Annotated in this window: 19 protein-coding genes; 7 read left to right on the forward strand and 12 right to left on the reverse strand. The window is 39.3% G+C overall.

Features of this window, described 5'->3' with window-relative positions:
* Positions 1-107: 107 nt before the first annotated feature.
* Positions 108-1,223 (reverse strand): M42 family metallopeptidase, encoded by a 1,116-nt coding sequence (locus G7B18_RS05340; RefSeq protein WP_164108002.1) that lies wholly within the window; start codon positions 1,221-1,223, stop codon positions 108-110.
* 114 nt (positions 1,224-1,337) lie between these two features.
* On the opposite strand from G7B18_RS05340, the gene lgt reads away from it, so the two are divergent.
* Both lgt and G7B18_RS05350 read left to right on the forward strand, forming a co-directional pair.
* Complete coding sequence (gene lgt, locus G7B18_RS05345; protein WP_164108001.1) at positions 1,338-2,195, forward strand: prolipoprotein diacylglyceryl transferase; 858 nt, start codon at positions 1,338-1,340, stop codon at positions 2,193-2,195.
* 41 nt (positions 2,196-2,236) lie between these two features.
* Complete coding sequence (locus tag G7B18_RS05350; protein ID WP_164108000.1) at positions 2,237-3,415, forward strand: multidrug effflux MFS transporter; 1,179 nt, start codon at positions 2,237-2,239, stop codon at positions 3,413-3,415.
* Positions 3,416-3,491: 76 nt separating this feature from the next.
* Here the strand turns inward: G7B18_RS05350 and aroQ are convergent, their stop codons facing one another.
* The 7 genes from aroQ to G7B18_RS05385 form a co-directional block, all read right to left on the reverse strand.
* Positions 3,492-3,905 carry a type II 3-dehydroquinate dehydratase gene (aroQ, locus tag G7B18_RS05355; protein ID WP_205600168.1) on the reverse strand — a complete coding sequence of 138 codons (414 nt, stop codon included), beginning with the start codon at positions 3,903-3,905 and terminating at the stop codon, positions 3,492-3,494.
* 27 nt (positions 3,906-3,932) lie between these two features.
* Complete coding sequence (locus G7B18_RS05360) at positions 3,933-5,552, reverse strand: gliding motility protein RemB (protein WP_164122164.1); 1,620 nt, start codon at positions 5,550-5,552, stop codon at positions 3,933-3,935.
* Between the two features lie 136 nt (positions 5,553-5,688).
* Positions 5,689-6,075 carry a hypothetical protein gene (locus G7B18_RS05365; RefSeq protein WP_164107997.1) on the reverse strand — a complete coding sequence of 129 codons (387 nt, stop codon included), beginning with the start codon at positions 6,073-6,075 and terminating at the stop codon, positions 5,689-5,691.
* Positions 6,076-6,408: 333 nt separating this feature from the next.
* Positions 6,409-7,011 (reverse strand): hypothetical protein, encoded by a 603-nt coding sequence (locus tag G7B18_RS05370; protein WP_164122165.1) that lies wholly within the window; start codon positions 7,009-7,011, stop codon positions 6,409-6,411.
* 43 nt (positions 7,012-7,054) lie between these two features.
* Entirely contained in the window at positions 7,055-7,303 is a 249-nt protein-coding gene (locus G7B18_RS05375) for a hypothetical protein (protein WP_164122166.1), read from the reverse strand.
* 303 nt (positions 7,304-7,606) lie between these two features.
* Positions 7,607-8,209: a hypothetical protein gene (locus G7B18_RS05380; protein WP_164122167.1), complete on the reverse strand. Its 603-nt coding sequence runs from the start codon at positions 8,207-8,209 to the stop codon at positions 7,607-7,609.
* A gap of 43 nt (positions 8,210-8,252) precedes the next feature.
* Positions 8,253-8,639, reverse strand: a complete 387-nt coding sequence (locus G7B18_RS05385; protein WP_164112735.1) for a hypothetical protein — start codon at positions 8,637-8,639, stop codon at positions 8,253-8,255.
* Between the two features lie 927 nt (positions 8,640-9,566).
* Here G7B18_RS05385 and G7B18_RS05390 point away from each other — a divergent pair.
* Both G7B18_RS05390 and murI read left to right on the forward strand, forming a co-directional pair.
* On the forward strand, positions 9,567-10,982 hold the full coding sequence (locus G7B18_RS05390; RefSeq protein ID WP_164122168.1) for a glycoside hydrolase family 125 protein: 1,416 nt from the start codon (positions 9,567-9,569) through the stop codon (positions 10,980-10,982).
* 75 nt (positions 10,983-11,057) lie between these two features.
* Positions 11,058-11,870 carry a glutamate racemase gene (murI, locus tag G7B18_RS05395; protein WP_164112733.1) on the forward strand — a complete coding sequence of 271 codons (813 nt, stop codon included), beginning with the start codon at positions 11,058-11,060 and terminating at the stop codon, positions 11,868-11,870.
* A 27-nt stretch (positions 11,871-11,897) separates the two neighbouring features.
* On the opposite strand, the gene G7B18_RS05400 is transcribed toward murI, so the two are convergent.
* The 4 genes from G7B18_RS05400 to G7B18_RS05415 form a co-directional block, all read right to left on the reverse strand.
* Positions 11,898-13,400 carry an alpha-L-fucosidase gene (locus G7B18_RS05400; RefSeq protein ID WP_164112732.1) on the reverse strand — a complete coding sequence of 501 codons (1,503 nt, stop codon included), beginning with the start codon at positions 13,398-13,400 and terminating at the stop codon, positions 11,898-11,900.
* Between the two features lie 26 nt (positions 13,401-13,426).
* Entirely contained in the window at positions 13,427-15,661 is a 2,235-nt protein-coding gene (locus G7B18_RS05405; protein WP_164122169.1) for a glycoside hydrolase family 2 protein, read from the reverse strand.
* 448 nt (positions 15,662-16,109) lie between these two features.
* Positions 16,110-16,532: a SufE family protein gene (locus G7B18_RS05410; protein WP_262886572.1), complete on the reverse strand. Its 423-nt coding sequence runs from the start codon at positions 16,530-16,532 to the stop codon at positions 16,110-16,112.
* 44 nt (positions 16,533-16,576) lie between these two features.
* The gene (locus tag G7B18_RS05415; protein WP_164122170.1) at positions 16,577-17,800 is read right to left on the reverse strand and encodes a cysteine desulfurase; all 1,224 of its coding nucleotides are present in this window, start codon (positions 17,798-17,800) and stop codon (positions 16,577-16,579) included.
* A 747-nt stretch (positions 17,801-18,547) separates the two neighbouring features.
* Here G7B18_RS05415 and G7B18_RS05420 point away from each other — a divergent pair.
* The 3 genes from G7B18_RS05420 (at position 18,548) to G7B18_RS05430 (ending at position 21,015) form a co-directional block, all read left to right on the forward strand.
* Complete coding sequence (locus G7B18_RS05420) at positions 18,548-19,543, forward strand: acyl-ACP desaturase (RefSeq protein WP_164112729.1); 996 nt, start codon at positions 18,548-18,550, stop codon at positions 19,541-19,543.
* A 125-nt stretch (positions 19,544-19,668) separates the two neighbouring features.
* On the forward strand, positions 19,669-20,118 hold the full coding sequence (locus G7B18_RS05425; protein ID WP_164112728.1) for an SRPBCC family protein: 450 nt from the start codon (positions 19,669-19,671) through the stop codon (positions 20,116-20,118).
* Between the two features lie 558 nt (positions 20,119-20,676).
* Positions 20,677-21,015 carry a hypothetical protein gene (locus G7B18_RS05430; RefSeq protein ID WP_164122171.1) on the forward strand — a complete coding sequence of 113 codons (339 nt, stop codon included), beginning with the start codon at positions 20,677-20,679 and terminating at the stop codon, positions 21,013-21,015.
* The last annotated feature ends 22 nt before the right edge of the window (positions 21,016-21,037 follow it).

A 21,037-nucleotide genomic window follows, 5' to 3' on the forward strand; every position in this document is an offset into this window, starting at 1 on the left:
TTTAGAAGGTTAATAAAGTTTAGGACGTTAATATCCTACAACCCTAGCACCTCGTAACTTGATAACTTTTTAACCTTGTTAACTTCTTAACTTGATAACCTTATTACCTATTTCGTAAAGCTTCTAAAATCCTGACCGTCAGTAACGGTTAAAACCATCTCATAAATCAGACGGATCACATTATCCACATCTTCTTTATGGATCATCTCTACCGTCGTATGCATATACCGTAATGGCAGCGATATCAAAGCAGACGGCACCCCACCATTAGAATAAGCAAATGCATCCGTATCCGTACCTGTATACCTAGAAGAGGCCTGTCTTTGGAAAGGAATTTCATTTTTCTCGGCTACCTCTACCAAAAGACGATTCAAGTTAATCTGCACGGCAGGAGCATACGATACTACAGGCCCCTTACCACAAGCCAAATCCCCCTGAGTGATCTTATTGATCATGGGAGTTTGCGTATCATGTGTTACATCCGTAACGATCGCTACATTAGGCTTGATATAGTCGGCAATCATCTCCGCTCCACGTAAACCAATCTCTTCTTGAACAGAGTTTACGATATACAGACCAAAAGGCAGTTTCTTCTTATTCTCTTTCAACAATCGTGCTACCTCTGCTATCATAAAACCACCGGCACGATTGTCCAATGCCCGACCTACATAATACCGGTCGTTAAGCACCATAAATTCGTCCTCATAAGTCACCACAGAACCTACATGTATACCTAGCGCCTCAACTTCTTCTTTTGAAGTACACCCGCAATCTAAAAAAATATTCTTTAACGTAGGAGCTTCTTCCTTTTCACCGGAGCGTGTATGAATAGCCGGCCAACCGAAAACAGCTTTTACAATACCTTTGTCGGTATGGATATTTACGCGTTTAGACGGTGCTATTTGATGATCAGAACCACCATTACGAATCACATAGATCAAACCATCCTTCGTAATGTAGTTGACAAACCAAGATATTTCATCCGCATGCGCTTCGATTACCACTTTATACTTTGCTTTCGGATTTATGATCCCGACCGCTGTACCGTAATTATCGATATAAGTTTCGTCAACATAAGGCTTTAGGTAATCCAACCATAGGCGTTGCCCAGCCCACTCAAACCCCGTAGGTGAAGGATTATTTATATATTTCTCAAAAAATGCTAGTGACTCTTTGGTCACAACAGATTGATGTTTGACTTCTTTACTACTCTTCTTTGCCATATCTAGTTACTTTGCTCCCAAATTAAAAATAATTATGCTAATCCAAAAATTCTATCCTAACAATTGGCGAATGCCAAGCATTTTATCTAAGTTTACTCCGCTAAAAATTACTATATGGATTTTATTTTTAATGCTATTCACTGGAATATAGATCAGGAATTATTTAAAATCGGTTCATTCGGAATCCGATATTATTCCCTTTGTTGGCTATTGGCTTTCGCTGTTTCCTATATATTAATGCTTAAAGTATACAAGCGAGAAGGCAGAACTCAAGAAGATCTGGACAAGCTCAGTATTTATATCTTCTTAGGCACATTGATCGGAGCACGTGTCGGACATTGTTTATTCTATGAGTTTGACGTGTATATCACCAAGCCCTGGATGATATTTCTTCCTTTCCAGGTAGACGCCACTGGGGAATGGCATTTTACAGGTTTTCAAGGTTTAGCCTCCCACGGTGCTGCGGTAGGGATACTTACTGCACTTTACTTGTATGCTAGAAAAACAAAAACTGGTTTTGTATGGATTGCGGACCGATTAGTCTTAGTCGTACCATTGGCTGGGGCTTTCGTACGTCTAGGGAATTTTTTCAATTCCGAAATCGTCGGTAAACCGGCAGATAGCAGCCTTCCGTGGGCCGTAATATTTGAAAATGCAGGCTTGACCCCCGCCGAATTAAACATGTTACCTCGGCATCCGGCTCAGTTATACGAAGCGATTGGATACGTCATTTTATTCTTTATACTTTGGTCTATGTACCAAAAAAACAAAGATCCCAAACCAGGTCTGTTATTTGGTATATTTCTCGTCATCTTATTTGGTATTCGTTTCTTTGTCGAATTTTACAAAGAAAATCAAGAAGAATTTGAAGCAGGTATGCTATTCAATATGGGACAGTTGCTTAGTATTCCATTTATTATAGCTGGTATATACCTGATTTTCAGAAAACAAAAAAGCAATACCGTAAAATAATAATGAAAAGCCCCGCAAGGGGCTTTTATTTTGAATTAGACATGCACAAAAGAAACGACAAAGTAATCCTTCTCGTATTAGGCCTTTTATCGGCTATAGGTCCGTTTTCGATAGACATGTATCTTCCTGCTTTCGAAACCATAGCCCAGGATTTCGAGACATCCATAGACAAAGTCCAGCTATCGTTAACAGCCTTTTTTATCGGAATTGCAGTAGGTCAGATTATATATGGTCCCCTTCTAGATCGATTCGGTAGAAAGAAGCCAATGATTATCGGTCTCATCATATATATTATTGCCTCGGTATTCTGTGTCTTTACAAAAGACATAGAAAGCCTGATCCTTCTTCGCTTCCTACAAGCCCTAGGCAGCTGTGCAGGAATGGTGGCTTCTCGAGCAATGGTCCAGGACTATTACGAACCTAGAGAAGCCGCCAGAGTATTCAGTTTACTTATGCTAGTAGTAGCCATATCTCCCATACTAGCTCCTTCCGCAGGAGCTTTCTTAATGGAACACCTCGATTGGCACTATATATTCATCACACTCTGCGCTATTGGCACATTGATTATCACAGGCACCGTTTTCTTCCTTCCAGAGAGCTATAAAGGAAATCCAGACTTTTCACTCCTTCCTCCCGCTATTATCCGTCAATATTGGAGTGTATTTATAAATAGAACATTTATCAGTTATTGTTTGATTGGGGCTATCGCTTCGGCAGGACTATATGCTTATTTAGCAGGATCTTCCTTCATTATACAAGAACTATATGGTCTTTCAAAGAAAGAATATGGATTAGTATTCGCTTTTGTGGCTTCCGCGCTGATTCTAGCTACACAACTCAATCGTTGGTTACTAAAACGCTGGACAATGTCCGAAATCAGTAAGATTGCTAATATGGGTCAAGCCTTGGTAGGACTCGCTATGCTCTTATGTCTTTGGACACAAACCTTAGACCTACAGATATTGATTGCACTGGTTTTTGGATACCTGTTATGCCAAGGATTTATTTTCCCCAACACGTCAGCAATGGCACTCTCTCCTTTCAAAGATACTGCAGGTAGTGCTTCAGCCCTTCTTGGCTGTTTACAGATGGGATTGGGTGCACTTTCCTCAGGTATAGTAAGTCTCTTTCACGATGGCACAGAAACACCTATGCTACTTGTCATGTGCAGCTGTGCCTGTATAGCACTACTTATCCATCTTTTTGCTGTACCTTCATAAAAAGGAAAAAGGCCAAATAACCTGGAGTTCGATTAATGCAATAATAGCAATAATAATCCAACTAAGTTTAATAGACTTAGATTAGACTCTCTATAGCCAACCGGTAGCTATCTAAACCAAACCCTAGGATAACACCTTTGCAATTCTTGGAAAGATAAGAGTGATGTCTAAAAGTCTCCCGTTGATGTACGTTAGAAATATGCACCTCGACAACAGGTGTATTTATAGCAGCTATAGCATCCGCTAAAGCTAGCGATGTATGGGTATAAGCACCGGCATTGATCACCACCCCATCAAATTCGAATCCTACTTCATGCAGCTTATCAATCAGAGCTCCCTCTGAGTTATTTTGAAAGTAATACAAATCCACCGTCGGATACTTTGCTCTCAACGTTTCAAAATAGACTTCAAAAGATTGATCGCCGTATATGCTTCTCTCTCTAACCCCTAAAAGGTTGAGATTCGGACCATTCATTATTAATATCTTCATCATGCGTAAAAATAATTACTAAAGATATTAAATATCACCATAAAAACTACGGAACGACGAACGAAGTCCAAACGATATCACGCCTGATTTCTGGGTAGCCTGATCCGCTATCTTACGATACCGCTGCGTATATCCCAACTCAAAGCGTAAGTTATATTTAGGATTCAATACGTAAGAAGCCTTCGCATCTGCATAATACAGATTATTCTTTACCCCCTGTCCGATTTTATTGCCGTACATATTGGGGATGGTTGTATAAGACTGGAAGATATCACCGCCCATATTTGTACCATCGGCAGGGTCAGTACCATACAAACTATACAATCCCTGTAAAGAAAAATCAAATCGCTCCCAGGAATAATTGGCAATTCCGACCAATTCTCTAAAGTTTGCACCACGGGGATGTGCCAAAGGCTCGCCGTGATTGCTATAATTAGACGTTGAAGAAAAATGTTGGTAGGTATAGGGTCTAGCAAGATTGTATTCGCCCAGAAAGTTCAGATTTTTAACACCAAAGGCGTCAAATCCTCTCACACCGATCTGCGCTCCCCATTTGTTGTGCGCATAACCATTATTTGCAAAAAACTCTTTAGCGGTAAATTCACCCAGCAAGAATTGTCCATATACCGACACTTTATTCAATACTTTATACTTCGCATTCAAGCCTAAAAACATTTTATCCGGTGAAGAAGAGTTATTCGATTCGACAGGACGTAAAAAGATAACGGGATTGAGGTAATTAAAGTCGAAACCACGGTGTCCCCCTTCATTTTCATTAGCCCAGGTAATTGCCTGAAAAAAGCCCACCGACAAACGATTTGTCGCATTATAATCCAAGTATTGAAAAGCACCCCATTTAATTCCATCACCCAATCGAGCCCCTGGATTATTAAGGTCGACCCTAGGATTCTTTTGATCCAACATATAAGCCCATACCGATGTATACTGTACATTACCAATGGTACCGGTTAGTTTTAGGTGGCTGTAATTTGAAGAAAAATCAGACAACAGCATCGAACGATAACCATCACCGATATGATTTTTATCATAAGCTATCGTTGTTTGAAAATAGGGGCTAAAATCATAGGTAAGACTTGCCGTCGCATACATCCAGTCCTTTACATTTTTTGATTGGTTTTTTACTGTACCATGGCCCGGCATCACCCCATTAGCCTGTGCGTAATCATCAATATATTTCGGAAACACACCTTGATTTTCGAAAAAATTGGTATAAAAAGTAAGCTTATCTCCAATCGTAAGACCAGCCTGAAAACCTCTCGTATTTAACCATGTAGTACGTTTATCAGTATCAATCAATTCCGATCCGATTTGAAAATCAGGCAAAAAATCCATGTAAAACGTATGGTCTTCCTTTTCCACCTGCACCAGATGTTCACTAAATAGCTTGCGCATAAACCAATTATCAGAAGTCGTACCATTTGCAGATCCAAGCGAATCCTTACGTTCCAAAAGTCTTCCTTTAAACAAGAACGGTTTTGATGCGCTATGCAACCTTGTATCAGGACTGTACAAAATGTCGCTATATTTTTGAGTGTGTTGAAATGAATAGGGCAGATTACTTACCTGAGCTTTTAAGGCAATTGCCCCTCCCGACATAAATAAAGCCGCCAATACATACTTCGTCATATTTCAAATCTTTAAAATATTTGCTTCCTATTATCAAAATCTATTCCCAAAACCCGAGGCAAAGGTAACTTTTTTTGGAAAGATTTGATTATATAAGATTTTAAGGAATAAAATACAACTTCGCTTTGCTTATAATTTAATCAAATTTTAATGGAGGTAACCCCTCCCTTTTTCTGTTTTCGTTAATCTCCTTTTCTGAAATATAAGGTAAATCATACCGATCTGGATGATACCACAACTCACCCCATTCCCAAAACCGCCATAGATCCATTCTAAATCTACGGTATAATTGCTTGTCTTTTGTATCAGGATGATTCTTCAAATAGCTACCGAACACTCTATCTCTTCCTTCGTAAGATTTGCCTTTTAATTTATCCTCTGAATAAAAGAATGCACCATTGTGATTCGAATAAAAATAATTCCGTTTTAAAAAATAGCCAATCACCGTGACATTCAAAAAATAAACCAATAATCCAAATAAACTAAGGAAAGTTAGTAACCGTATTATATTCTTTTTTTTCATATGTGTTTAATTTTATTTCCAATGGTCATATGGAATATCCAAAGTATATTATGCACATTTTGTTGCAATTGGTGTCCATGCTGCTTCGCGGTCATTCGTGTTTGTGCAGTCTGTTCTACATGGATATTTCATAGGTGTATAATTATTTTATGATCCGCCAGCTGGCGGATCGGTTTTGATTTTCATCTGTCATTAGTTTGCGCCGACTTGTCGGGATGGAATATCCAAACTATATTATGCACATTTTGTTGCAATTGGTGTGCATGCTGCTTCGCGGTCATTCGTGTTTGTGCAGTCTGCGCTACATGGATATTTCATATATTTTTTCTTTTTTTAACAGGGACCATGGCTATTGGGTACAGATTGATTATTGGCCGTACTTATTCTGGTATCACCAGCACTCATTAATTGGCGCATAGGCCCGGCAAGGCCAGCAGGAGTAAAGGCGTCTATAACTACATAATCAGGAGGAGCAGGACTCGGACTAACATTTAGTATTACAACCGATTTCATTTCAAAAGGGACCGTTATTCCTCCAGCTGCACATGCATCCTTCACAAACTTTACACAGTTATTGTCAAATGCATGATACCAAGCAGGTGGAATCTTTATATAATCCCTGACCTGCCTAAACTTATTGCCATCATTGCCTATATTAAATTCCATCTTGACAGTGTATTTCAATGGATCATTTAAATTCCCATTATCCACCAATTTTGATGGCCCCGAAAACTCCTTAAAAATATTAGCACCTTCCGGATAAAATCCCAGCACTTGAGTAACAGACTGTCCATTAGAACCGATCTTTGTTAAACCAATAGCAGCATGTCCCACACCATTACCAAAAGCTTCAAAATGATCATCAGCATCGCCAGGGTTTGCTTCCTGCACATAAACAATAATTTTATAATTGGCTCCAAGTCTAAAGATTCTCATTGATACACATTAGAATTATATAAAGAGAAAAAATGACCACCTTCTAATCAAACACTATTGGAGGTAACCCCTCCCTTTTTCTGTTTTCGTTAATCTCCTTTTCTGAAATATAAGGTAAATCATACCGATCTGGATGATACCACAACTCACCCCATTCCCAAAACCGCCATAGATCCATTCTAAATCTACGGTATAATTGCTTGTCTTTTGTATCAGGATGATTACGCTGATAATATTGTAAAAGTTCTTGGCTACTTACATATATTGATCCTTTATGAGGTTCGGTAATCATATAAGTGCCATTATAATTGCAAAATTTATGATACCGTCTTATAAAATGATGAACTATAGTAAAATTTGTAATATAGACTACTAATCCAAATAAACTAAGGAAAGTTAGTAACCGTATTATATTCTTTTTTTTCATATATCAATAATTTGATTTTGGTTGTTATTAGCTTGCCCCGACTTTTCGGGATGGAATATCCAAACTATATTATGCACATTTTGTTGCAATTGGTGTGCATGCTGCTTCGCGGTCATTCGTGTTTGTGCAGTCTGCGCTACATGGATATTTCATATATTTTTTCTTTTTTTAACAGGGACCATGGCTATTGGGTACAGATTGATTATTGGCCCTACTTATTCTGGTATCACCAGCACTCATTAATTGGCGCATAGGCCCGGCAAGGCTAGCAGGAGTATAGGCGTCTATAACTACATAATCAGGAGGAGCAGGACTCGGACTAATATTTAGTATTACAACCGATTTCATTTCAAAAGGGACCGTTATTCCTCCAGCTGCACATGCATCCTTCACAAACTTTACACAGTTATTGTCAAACGCAGGATACGAAGCAGGTGGAATCTTTATATAATCCCTGACCTGCCTAAACTTATTGCCCTCATTTCCTATATTTAATTCCATCTTGACAGTGTATTGCAAAGGTTTACTTAAATTCCCATTATCCACCAATTTTGATGGCCCCGAAAACTCCTTAAAAATATTAGCACCTTCCGGATAAAACCCCACCACTTGAATAACAGACTGTCCATTAGAACCGATTTTTGTTAAACCAATAGCAGCATGTCCCACACCATTACCAAAAGCTTCAAAATGATCATCAGCATCGCCAGGGTTTGCTTCCTGCACATAAACAATAATTTTATAATTGGCTCCAAGTCTAAAGATTCTCATTGATACACATTAGAATTATATAAAGAGAAAAAATGACCACCTTCTAATCAAACACTATTGGAGGTAACCCCTCCCTTTTTCTGTTTTCGTTAATCTCCTTTTCTGAAATATAAGGTAGCTTATATTGATCTGAAAAATAGTAGAAATCACTCCACTCCCAAAACCGCCAAAGATCCATTCTAAATCTACGGTATAACTGTTTGTCTTCGATATTTGAATTTTGGCTTAAGAAATGAGCATATGACTTAGACCTTTGACTATCTGTTTCTCCTTTCAACCTATTTTGATAATAATAGTATGTTCCATTATAGTTGCTGAACTCGATTACTCTAATAAAAAATATCTTTAAATCTGTAAAATTTGTAATATAGACTAATAATCCAAATAAACTAAGGAAAGTTAGTGAACGTATTATATTCTTTTTTTTCATATATCTATAATTTGATTTTGGTTGTTATTAGCTTGCCCCGACTTGTCGGGATGGAATATCCAAACTATATTATGCACATTTTGTTGCAATTGGTGTGCATGCTGCTTCGCGGTCATTCGTATTTGCGTAGTTTTCGCTACATGATTACACCTTTCTTGGGGTCAATTATACGCTCCGCGACAGGAACAACTGGGATAGAAAATATATTTTCATCAGTTTGCTTATAAGACTTCCAATCTACAACTAACTGATGTCGGTTAAATAAAGGATTGTCCCCCCCCCGGTTGTAACAGGGTTAATCTGAGACTCGTAAAATGCCTTAGCTTCCGCAATGTTAAGTGCATCTACAAAAACATAAACACATGTATTGCAACTATTTAGAGTAAAAAAAAGTATAACTAAGGAAAATAGTGGCTTAAATTTTATATTCATAACTAGCTTAAAATAAGGTAAGTATTGTTTATAATGTCTGACCTAAAATACCAAATAAATAGTATACTACAAAATCATTTAGTAAAGATACCGCGTTTTACGTCGATGACCTACACACCCCTAACTACCTCCTAATAAACACATTGAAAAATACATAATATCGCTCTCCATTTTTTTATTTATAGAACCTGATTCTACATCAAAGCTTTCCAAATAGTGTTCGCTTACCGGGGTAAAAAGCATTCTTTGTCCAAGAAATAGATCGTAGGCTACACAGTCTTGATTTTTTTACTTAAAAAAACTCTTTCTCAAATCAACAAGACAAAATAACGATGCTAAAACGTTTTTTGTTGTTATTTTAAATAAATTATTGCATCTTGCTTTCTAAAGTTGAATCCTAAAAACCACATAAATTATAATGAAATACTCATGTTTTGCAAAGCACAAACAGTCATGATTATTCCATATGGCCATTAAAAAACAAATTAAATACATATGAAACGCAGAACTTTCATCCAGCAAAGTGCCGTATTAGGAGCTAGCGTATTAGCTAGCAAACTCTCTTTTGCTACAGCGGCAAATACGTTCCCCAATGTACGAGTAGCTGCAGACAAAAGACATTTCAGTAGCCCGGTCATTGAAGATGCCATCAAAGAGTTCCAGAAAAACGTAAAAAACCCAGAACTAGGGTGGTTGTTCAACAACTGTTTCCCCAACACATTGGATACCACTATATACGATGAGTCTACAGCCAATAAGAAGCTTACCTACGTGATAACAGGTGACATTGATGCCATGTGGCTTCGGGATAGCAGTGCCCAAGTATGGCCTTATATTCCTTTTATGAAAAAGGATCCTAAGCTTAAAAACCTTATCCTGGGCTTAATCAACAAGCAGTCCCAATGTATCAATATCGATCCATATGCCAATGCTTTTTACAACGACCCTACTAAAAAAGGAGAGTGGTTTTCAGATCACACAAAAATGAAGCCCGGCATACACGAACGTAAATGGGAGATCGATTCACTATGCTACCCTATCCGACTAGCACACCGCTATTGGAAAGAAACAGGAGACACTACGCCATTCGACGCAGACTGGGTAAAAGCACAGGAAAACACTTATCAGACTTTCGTCGAGCAGCAGCGAAAAGAGAACTTAGGGCCTTACAATTTTTCGAGAACTACCTCTCGTGGTACGGATACATTACAGGTAGATGGATGGGGGTATCCCGTCAACCCTGTTGGTTTGATCTGTTCCAGCTTCCGGCCTTCAGATGACTGTACAATATTCTTATTCTTGATACCGTCCAATCTATTTGCGATAAAGAGCCTACGCCAATCCGCAGAGATTTTACGTAAAATCAATAATATAGAACTAGCAAGCAGGATGGAACGTTTAGCAAATGAAGTTGAGCAGGCAGTACAAAAATATGGTATTATTGACCACCCACAACACGGGCGTGTATACGCATTTGAGGTCGATGGCTTCGGAAGCTATATGATGATGGATGATGCCAATGTCCCTTCTCTCCTTGCATTACCTTATCTCGAATCGGTAGATGTCAAAGACGAAGTATACCAACGTACAAGAAACTACATCTTGTCAAAAAATAATCCGTTTTTCTTTAAAGGTACCGCAGCAGAAGGCGTAGGCGGACCACATATAGGCCGGGATATGATATGGCCTATGGCAATCACTATGCGCGCTTTTACATCAACCATTGACGATGAGATACGTACATGTATCAAGACATTGGCAGCCACGCATGGAGGTACCGGCTTTATGCACGAATCCTTCCATAAAGATGATCCTAAAAAATTCACCCGTCATTGGTTCGCCTGGGCAAATACACTGTTTGGTGAGCTGTTATGGAAAACATATAAAGAAAAACCACATTTATTGGTTTAAAATAACGTTACATTTAATTTTTTTAAGGAGATTTGTACCATGAGTAAGGTACAAATCTCCTTATTTTTATAGCATATGATTAGCGGACCTATTGGCATTTTTGATTCGGGCTACGGTGGATTAACTGTATTTAAAGAAATACAAAAGCAACTACCTCAATATGATTACATATATCTGGGGGACAATGCCCGCGTGCCTTATGGCACCCGCTCCTTCGAAGCCGTTTACGAGTTTACCAAAGAATGCGTATTCAAACTATTCGACCTAGGTTGCAATTTGGTCGTCTTGGCTTGTAATACCGCATCAGCCAAAGCACTACGTACCATTCAACAACACGATCTTCCTCCAGGCAAAAAAGTATTGGGAGTCATACGTCCTACGACCGAGGTCGTAGACAAATACACCAAGACCAACAAAGTAGGCGTTCTAGCCACGCAGGGGACTGTTCTTTCCGGATCTTATAAAATAGAAATCCATAAATTTCATCCCGAAATTGAGGTCTTTCAACATGCCTGTCCCTTTTGGGTTCCACTGGTTGAGAACAATGAGATTTATAGTGAGGGGGCTCACTATTTTGTGCAGAAAGACATCGCCAGCATCTTATCCCTTTCAGATAGTATTGATACCTTAATCCTCGCCTGCACTCATTACCCTTTATTACTCCCTATTATTAAAAAGTATGTCCCGCAAGGCATAAATATACTTTCTCAAGGTTCGTTAGTAGCGAAAAGCCTGGCCGACTATCTCCTACGACATCCCGAAGTAGAAAATTTGTGCCGTAAAGGAGGCCAACTTACATTCTACACCACGGATAGCGCAAAAGAATTTGAAGAGAAGGCTACCATCTTCTTTGGCCAAAAAATCCAGGCAGACCATATTAAAGTATAAAACCTGCCTGAAAATCTGGAGATAGAATTACATCTTGGCATCCATCAACTTATCGGTCTTTGACGATGGAGCACCCAATTTCATTTTGATAACAAAAGCCCGGTTTGATTTAAATTGCTCAGGTAATAGGACATCATAATACGTATTTTTATCGAGATCCAGACCGACATCTGAATGCTTGACCTGTAACGACTTATTATTCGACAACAACGATGCCTCAACGGGGACTTCTTTGGTCTTTTTAGGAACAGCTATACGTACAATATTATTTACCGGTCTACTTATCACCGTGAGATACAGAACATCTCCTTTTTGGGTATAATAGCCTAACTTTGAAACCGGTAAATCGGCATGCCTAACGCCGTAGACAGCCTCCCCGTTTACCTTCATCCAATCACCCAACTCTTTCGCTATCTTATCCTCACCCACATGCATTTTACCATCACCATCAGGTCCAAAATTCAAGACAAAATTTCCATTCATAGAGACAGAATGCATTAACATATCAATGATATCATCAGTTGTCTTAATGTATAGTCCAGACCAATCTTTCATGTATCCCCAACCGTTAGGAGGTATCGTCATGACAGCATCCCAATCGTTACCATCTAGCCATTCAAACTCCTGAGGCAACTTGCGTTCCCAGCCCTGCTCATAGTCCCCAAGTAGCCTACCATTGGTATCAAAGTGTCTAGACCCGTTTTCATCATTTCTAAAGCGGGAACCAATAACCAATCCAGGGTGACGGTCTCTTAATTCCTTTTCCAGTTTATAGGTAAAGTCATAGGCTGATTTCCAGGAAGCATCCCAAGTGCCATCAAACCAAAAGCCTTTGATTTTTGAATAGTTATCAGATAGCTCTATCAATTGGTTGCGCGTATAATCCAAAAAACGGTCAAAACGTTGTTTTTCATCCGCTGTTTGGGGTACTTTACCCATATAATCAGGATTATTCCATTCCAGAATAGAGAAATAAAGATACACGTCTATTCCTTCAGCAGTATACGCATCCACTACCTCTTTTACGATATCTTTACCATACGGGGATTTTGTAATATTATATTCCGAATATTTAGTAGGCCATAGCGCAAATCCGTCGTGGTGTTTGGTTGTAAATATCATATATTTAGCACCCATTTCTTTCGCCTGCTTCGCCCATTTCTTTGCATCAAAGTCCTTCGCTGCAAATTGTTTGTACAGGTTATCATAGGTATTTTTCCAATCCTTTGGAGCAGTTGGTCCGCCCCAACTACGGATCCATTCAGAGGCAGCAGCACCACCACGGGCACTTACCCCTTCCCATTCATTTCCAGGGATAGCATACACCCCCCAATGTATAAACTGCCCCAAACCGTAGTCACGGAAAGCCACCATATTCGCATCGGTACGATGTGCAGGAGTAATCGGCCCATATTTAAGCTGAACCTGCTGCGTGGGCTTTTTCTTTGGCCCAGTCCATTGTGCATGTACAGCTAAACTAGCCATCAGCAGCGATGTTGTAAGTAATAATGTTCTTTTCAGTATTCTCATAATAAATTTAGTATTCAGGATAAAATTTAAAGTCCAACATGTTCATCTTTAGTTACCGATGGTTCACCAACGGCCCTTTTGTATTTGGGATCGTAGTTCCATTTGATTTCATCCCTCGTAACGGTACCATTTGCTGAGCTTTTAACTTCGGCAACAACAGTATTCTCTCCTAATTCCAACTTGACATTTTCAAAAATATAATGAACAGCTGTCGTACCCATTTTATAGCTTTTTACTTCCTTTCCATTCACCTTAAGTACAGGTACCCCTTGATTCGAATACACGGTTATTGGTGTAATCTCATTCCCCCTATTTACCACTCTTCGTTGTGTTATATATACTACAGCAGCTTTACTCCAATTGGCTTTATACCAATAGAAAGCGTCTTTTTTCACCTTTCTATCAAAGGTTACAATACCTTTATAGTTACGCGGATTGACATTTAAACCAGTAATTGGTGTAGCAAATTCAAACGTATTCCATAAGTAAGACCCTAATAAAGTTGGGGTTTTAGCGATAACGCCCCAATTGATCTCGTGGAATCTAGTGGCAAAATCTTCTGGAAAGAAATCGGGCCTACTGAACTGATTACCAAAATTGCCAGTTACCTCCGCTTGATCTTCAATAACAGCCTCCGCGCCATACTCCGAAAAAATCAATTTATAATCTTTAAATTCCTCAGAAATACGCTTTGCCCAGGTCTCAACATCATCATTTTTTTCCGACTGATTCTCTAACTCTCCGTTATACCAACCGAAGTAATGATTGATTCCCTGCACATCGGCATTGTTATTGACCGCATGATTAACCACGTTATACCCACTTACCTGAACGGTGTATCGGTCAGGATCTTCAGATTTCGCCAGATCATGTAGTTTTGTAGTCAGCTCCACTGTATACGTATTGGGGGTATAAACTTCATTATGTAGGCCCCAGATATAAATCGACGGATGATTAAAATTTTGGCGTATCAGCTCTTTCATTTGCTGCAGAGCATTGTTTTCTTCATACGTGGTTACACGATTTACAAAAGGAATCTCTGCCCATACGATCAATCCCAGGCTATCACACTTAGCGTAAAAATATTCCGATTGCTGATAATGCGCCAGACGGATACTTGTAGCACCCATTTCCTGAATAATAGCCAGGTCTTCATCGTGATCTGCATTACTCAAGGCTGATCCCTTCCCCAGTCTGTCCTGATGGCGGCAGACACCGTACAACGGGTACTTTATGTCATTCAGAAAAAAGCCTTTACTAGCGATTAGTTCAAACTTCCGGATACCCAGCGGCTCCACGATTTCATCAATCACCTGATTATCCTTCTTAATCTGCGTCACGACCTTATACAGATAGGGATCGTCCAATCCCTGCCACAGGTGCGGATTTTTAACATTAATCTCATACTTTACTTCTTGTCTGCCCTGAGGCAATAACGAATATGGCTCCTTGTAAAATGCCTTAACCTTGCCATCCTTTTCATATATGGTCGTTACGACCTCGATTGGCTGTATTTTTCCGGTCTTATTCTCTACTTTTACATTAAAGCCGATATCCGCATTTTTCTTGGATACATTTTTCTGGGTAATGTATACGCCTGAAGACGCAAAATCCGAAGTTGCAATACTTACAGCATCCGTTACAATCAGTTCTACAGGACGATAGATTCCACCATACATCGGAAACAGCGTATGGTTGACAGGAATAACCTGAGGCGTGGCCTCATTGTTCACTTTGACCAATAACTCATTTTCCTGTCCGTATGAAATCATTTCGGTCAGTTCAAATACGAAGGCCGAATACCCCCCTTGGTGACGACCTACAAATTGATAACTATTTGTTAGGGTCTGTTCCGTATAATTGACGGATCCCTTTTCTTGCTTGGTCACAGGAGCTTTTGTATTTAGGTATACCTCCGTATTCGTATTCACACCTTCAAACTTGACAAATACCCGCTTCCCTTTCCAAGATGCTGGCACCGAAAATGACTTTCTATAATAAGCATCTCCAATATAAAACCGTTCGTTGCGGGCAAAGCTACCTACCTTGATATCTTTCAACTGCATATCGTTGGCATTCCAGGTATGAGGTACCTGTACTGTTTGCCATTTGCCTTGAAATATGGCACCAAATTGCATTCTCTCATCGGCAAATGGCCCCTTCTTAAACGCCCAGTCCGAATTAAAAGGAATAACTTCTCGCGCAAAAGACCATTGAAGCAAACAAAACAAACACAAACTCAATAAGGAAGTAATTCTCATGTTTTAGATCGTAATAATAAATTTAGCTATAAAATTGTTTAAGGGTCACTCTCAAATATAATGACTACCGTATGAAAGTAAAAACAACAAGATTATCATCCTTGACTTTTGAGCGTTAAAACCTGCAAAATACACCTCCCAAAACCTATAAAACGAAACTATATCGTTTGAGTGGAATTTCGTAAAGTAACCGGAATGTTGCATTACTTGACAGGTATGGCGATATTCCACGATTTTGTTCCTTTATCGAACCCTCCAGATTCATCCATTGTGGCGAAAAACAAACAAATAAGCTTTTAATTATTTGTTTTTCCAGAAGAACAGGTCTACAAATTCGGAATCGATATACTTCCATACAATGGAAAAGTCCCTTTTTTAGGAGAGTCTAAATAGAAAAGCCTTCGAACAATGATTGTTCGAAGGCTTTTCTATAAAACCGATACAAATACTACCTATTCTGCAGGGCCAGGGCGTACAATTTCATCTGTTTGACCATAGACAACAAACCGTTCGCACGTGTTGGAGAAAGGTGATCCTTAAGCCCTATCTGATCGATAAAATACAAATCCGTATCAACGATTTCTTTCGGGGTATGCCCCGACAATACTTTGACCATCAAACTCACCAAACCTTTTGTAATCAACGCATCACTATCGGCGGTAAAATAAAGTTTTCCCTCTTTCAGTTCTGGGTACAACCATACTTTAGATTGACAGCCTTTGATAATATATTGGTCCTGTTTGTACTGTTCTTCAATCAGAGGTAACTCTTTACCTAACTGAATGATATATTCATATTTTTCCATCCAATCCGAATAGAAAGCAAAGTCTTCAATTAATTCGTCCTGTATCTCGTTTATTGTCATTTTCATTAAAAAGTTAGAAAGTTAAGGAGTTAGATACCAAGTACCAATCACTACTTTAGCATACTTAAAGCCCTTCTTAGTCCAGCCACCAAGGTATCCACATCTTCTTTGGTATTATACATAGCTAAACTAGCACGTACTGTACCAGGTATCTGCAATTGATCCATGATAGGTTGTGCACAGTGATGTCCTGTACGTACGGCAATTCCCAATTTATCTAAAATCACACCGATATCATAAGGATGTACACCGTCTACCACAAAAGAAATAACTGAAGATTTTTTGTCTGCCGTACCGATAAGACGAAGCCCTTCAACCTCGTTCAATCGAGCTGTGGCATAAGCCAATAGTTCATCTTCATAAGCCTTTATATTATCGATACCTATTTCCGTGATATAATCAATGGCAGCAGCCAGACATATACCTGCTTCAATATTAGGTGTTCCTGCTTCAAATTTAAAAGGCAATACATTGTATGTAGTCTTCTCAAAAGACACATCTTTTATCATATCGCCCCCACCTTGGTAAGGTGGCATCGCATTTAACCATTTCGCTTTACCATACAATACACCCACCCCTGTCGGCGCATACATCTTATGTCCAGAGAAAACCAGAAAATCTACATCCAATTTTTGAACATCAATTGCGATATGCTGTACTGCCTGTGCAGCATCCAATAGCACCGGTGTTCCATTTTCATGAGCCAAAGCGATAATCTCTTCTACCGGGTTAACAGTACCTAGTGCATTAGATACATAAGTGACGGAAACAATTTTCGTTTTTTCGGAAAGCAGCTTACGATAAGCCTCCATATCCAAAACACCACGTTCATTCATTGGAATCACCTTCAGTACAGCTCCCTTCTCCTCACACAACATCTGCCAAGGCACGATATTCGAGTGGTGCTCCATAGCCGAAATAACGATCTCATCTCCCGCGCCAATAAATGCTTTACCATAACATTGGGCGACCAAATTGATACTATCCGTAGTTCCTTTCGTGATAATAATCTCGACCTCTTCTTCAGCATTTATAAAGTCTTTCACTTTACGTCTGGTTACTTCAAAAGCATCCGTAGATATCTGGCTTAAATAGTGAACTCCCCGATGCACATTCGAATTCATATCCGAATAATAATGAATGATGGCATCGATCACCGACTGCGGTTTTTGCGTAGTCGCACCATTGTCCAAATATACCAAAGGCTTACCATTCACCTCTCGCTTTAACAATGGAAAATCAGCACGTACTTTATGTATATCAAATGTTTTCAAGACGTTTCTATGTAAATTTTGAGGTACAAAGTTACTATATATATAACCAAATAGTATCAAGATAGTGTATTCTTTTTGGTTTTTTACCATATTCCATAGTGTTATGAAAGGTATGTCATTTTTTTAAGGAGGTTTAAAATATCTTTTGTCCTTGCCAGGACAGGCCCTTCATTATTTTTCATTGTGTTTGTTTTTTAAAGGCATTCAAGAGCCTCTTCGAGGGTTTGCTTGATCAAAAAACGAAGCAAAAAAATCAAGACGGTGTACCCAATGTTCATCACAGCACGTAAAGCTATCAAGACGGTTTCCTAGGTCTCCATTGCGCTTGCCCATCCCGTGACTGGAACCGAGCTTGCGAGCTCACTGTAGGTAAATCCATATCTACTGCAAGATGTATCGTTGTGAAACGATAGCTTTACGGCCTTTGACTCCATATGCTACAAGGCTCTTTTTAATCAGTTTACATTGGTTGTTCGCGCTTCCTGACAGTTTAGCAAATGCCACCTTGGTGGGTTGCCAATAGTAGGAATGGTGATCCGTTGTGGCAAGCCGGCACAGTGACGAGTTTTTTGCATACTTTTTTGCGGAAAAAAGTATGGGCCAGTCACGGCCTAAGTGACAAAAGCAATGGTTCTTATAAAAACCCTATATACCCCCAAACCATACAATCAACCCAAAATTAACACATAAAGGTTTTTTTGCATGCATTATTGAATACAAAGCATTTTATGTAAATTTGTACTAATTATGCAAGAGAAACCCTTAAATATACCAGAAGGATCAAGGAAAGAAGTAATGACTTATCTAGAGCCTTTCATGCTCAACGAGATGAGTGAGTATTTAAAGCCTGTGGAGCAGATGTGGCAACCTGCCGATTTTCTCCCAGACTCCTCACGCAGTACCTTTTTTGAAGAGGTTAGGGATCTACAGGAAAGTGCAAAAGAACTTCCTTATGATTTGGTGGCCGTACTCATTGGTGATACCATCACCGAAGAAGCTTTACCAACCTACGAATCTTGGTTGACCATGGTGGAAGATGTAGAGAAAAACGAACAAGGTGGTTGGATGAAATGGGTTCGTGCCTGGACTGCTGAAGAGAACAGACACGGAGACTTGCTGAACAAATATCTCTACCTTTCAGGTAGAATCAACATGCGCGAATTTGAGATGAGCACGCAATATCTAATCGCTGATGGTTTTGATATTGGTACAGGTGCAGACCCTTACCGTAACTTTATATACACCTCTTTCCAAGAGCTTGCTACTAACGTTTCCCACCGCCGTGTTGCGGGAATATCCAAAAAAAGCGGAGATAAATTATTAGCCAAAATGTGTGGTGTTATTGCAGCCGATGAAGCAAGACATGCCAAAGCCTACATGTCGTTCATCTCAAAAGCAATGACCGTAGATCCAAGTGAAGTTATGTTGGCTTTTGAAGATATGATGCGCAAGAAAATTGTAATGCCTGCACACTTCTTAAGAGAATCAGGAGGTCCCCAAGGCGGAGCTTTCGCACATTTTTCAGATGCTGCACAACGTCTAGACGTCTATACGGCCCTAGATTATGTCGAGATCCTGAAAGAGCTCATCAACGAATGGAAAATCGATCAAGTAGCCGGATTGAATGAACAAGGGGAAAAGGCCAGAGATTATTTAATGAAACTACCGGATCGTTTGACGAGATTAGCCGACCGGATCAAAATACCAGATCTACAATACAAATTCAAGTGGATATATGGATAAAAGGAAAAGCTTCCGTCACTTATAAATGACGGAAGCTTTTTTATGCAACACACAAAAATCCTGTCCTAAGACAACTTCCTTTAGATTAGCAATATGGTAAATTTGCTAGTATAAACGATGAAGTTATGAACAATTTCTACAAAACTATCTACATCAATACAACCGTAGACAAAGTGTACAACGCATTAACCCGGCAAATCTCTTTGTGGTGGACGGTAATGTTTACCGGAAATGCCGACCACCAAGACTGTAGTTTTACCCTCCGATTTGGCAAGAATGTCTTTAAAACCATGCAAGTAAAACAACTGTCACCGGCCAGAAAGGTCGTTTGGGTTGTTACCGATGCTTTGCTGAACATTCCCGAGCTCAAAAATAAAAAAGAATGGATAGATACGATCATCATTTGGGAAATCGCTCCTCAGATAAATGGCAGCAAATTGCAGTTGACCCACCAGGGCTTACACCCAGCTGTTGAATGCTATACCATATGTGCGGATGGTTGGCGACAGTTCTTAAGCAGCCTACAACAATTTCTTGAAACAGGCAAAGGGAATCCCTATCAGACATCAAATTAAATCAGTAATACCTACCCCAATTTTTGAATAATACCCTTTACTGAATCAAATTCGATCCCTTTTCAATATATATAAATTCAAAACAAATAAAAACCTTTAAAATCTGTTCTTCTCTCATCAAGACATCGTCTCGAAGCAGCCCCCCATCCAACAAAGCCTCTGGGACTCCATCGCAAGAATAAAAACTTTTTTTTCACCTCATTCCAATCGCAAAAGAGATCAATAACCTCTGTATGTGAAATGTCACACCAATCAATTAATGAGTGCAGCCTTACACCCTTTGGGATAAAACCAACCGTACATTTTAGATAAGTCTTAACCTCAATATCAATCAGCTGATACAGTAGAAGCAAACCGGTATAATCCACCAGCAAAAGAGGAACACACTAAATCCTATGAGCCGGAGCCAAACACAATGATTAGCTTATTAAAAGCAATTAGAACTATTAGAAGAGACCAAACAACTTCAATCTGAAAAAATCGCGCGGTTAGAGAAGGAGTTAGCTGACTCAAAAATATAATCCTATATTGAATCACTCGTAAAAACATTCACTAAATGTGATACAGACCAAACCATCGGATAAACTAAAGCAGACTCAATGGACACAAAATGCAGCAGCTGATTTCGGAACGGCAAGTGCAGCAAGAGCGGTAATACCCCGTGCTTTTAGAGCAGTACATCGCGATATGTACGACAACGAAATGCACAACAAACTGGTTCAATACATGCTCCGAGTACTGCGTGGAAATAAGAAATGCAAGCAAGGTTTATTACAAGTCAAACACAGCAACATCCAACGGTTGGTCGACTTTCAGTTTAACAATAATTGCCATATCTATGACCGAATCTACTTTACGCCGCAGATAACATTTGCAAAAAAGGCAGTAAGACGGTAGAACTCCCCGCATTGGATGCGCA

This window comes from Sphingobacterium sp. xlx-130, assembly GCF_011007405.1.
GTDB lineage: Bacteria > Bacteroidota > Bacteroidia > Sphingobacteriales > Sphingobacteriaceae > Sphingobacterium > Sphingobacterium luzhongxinii.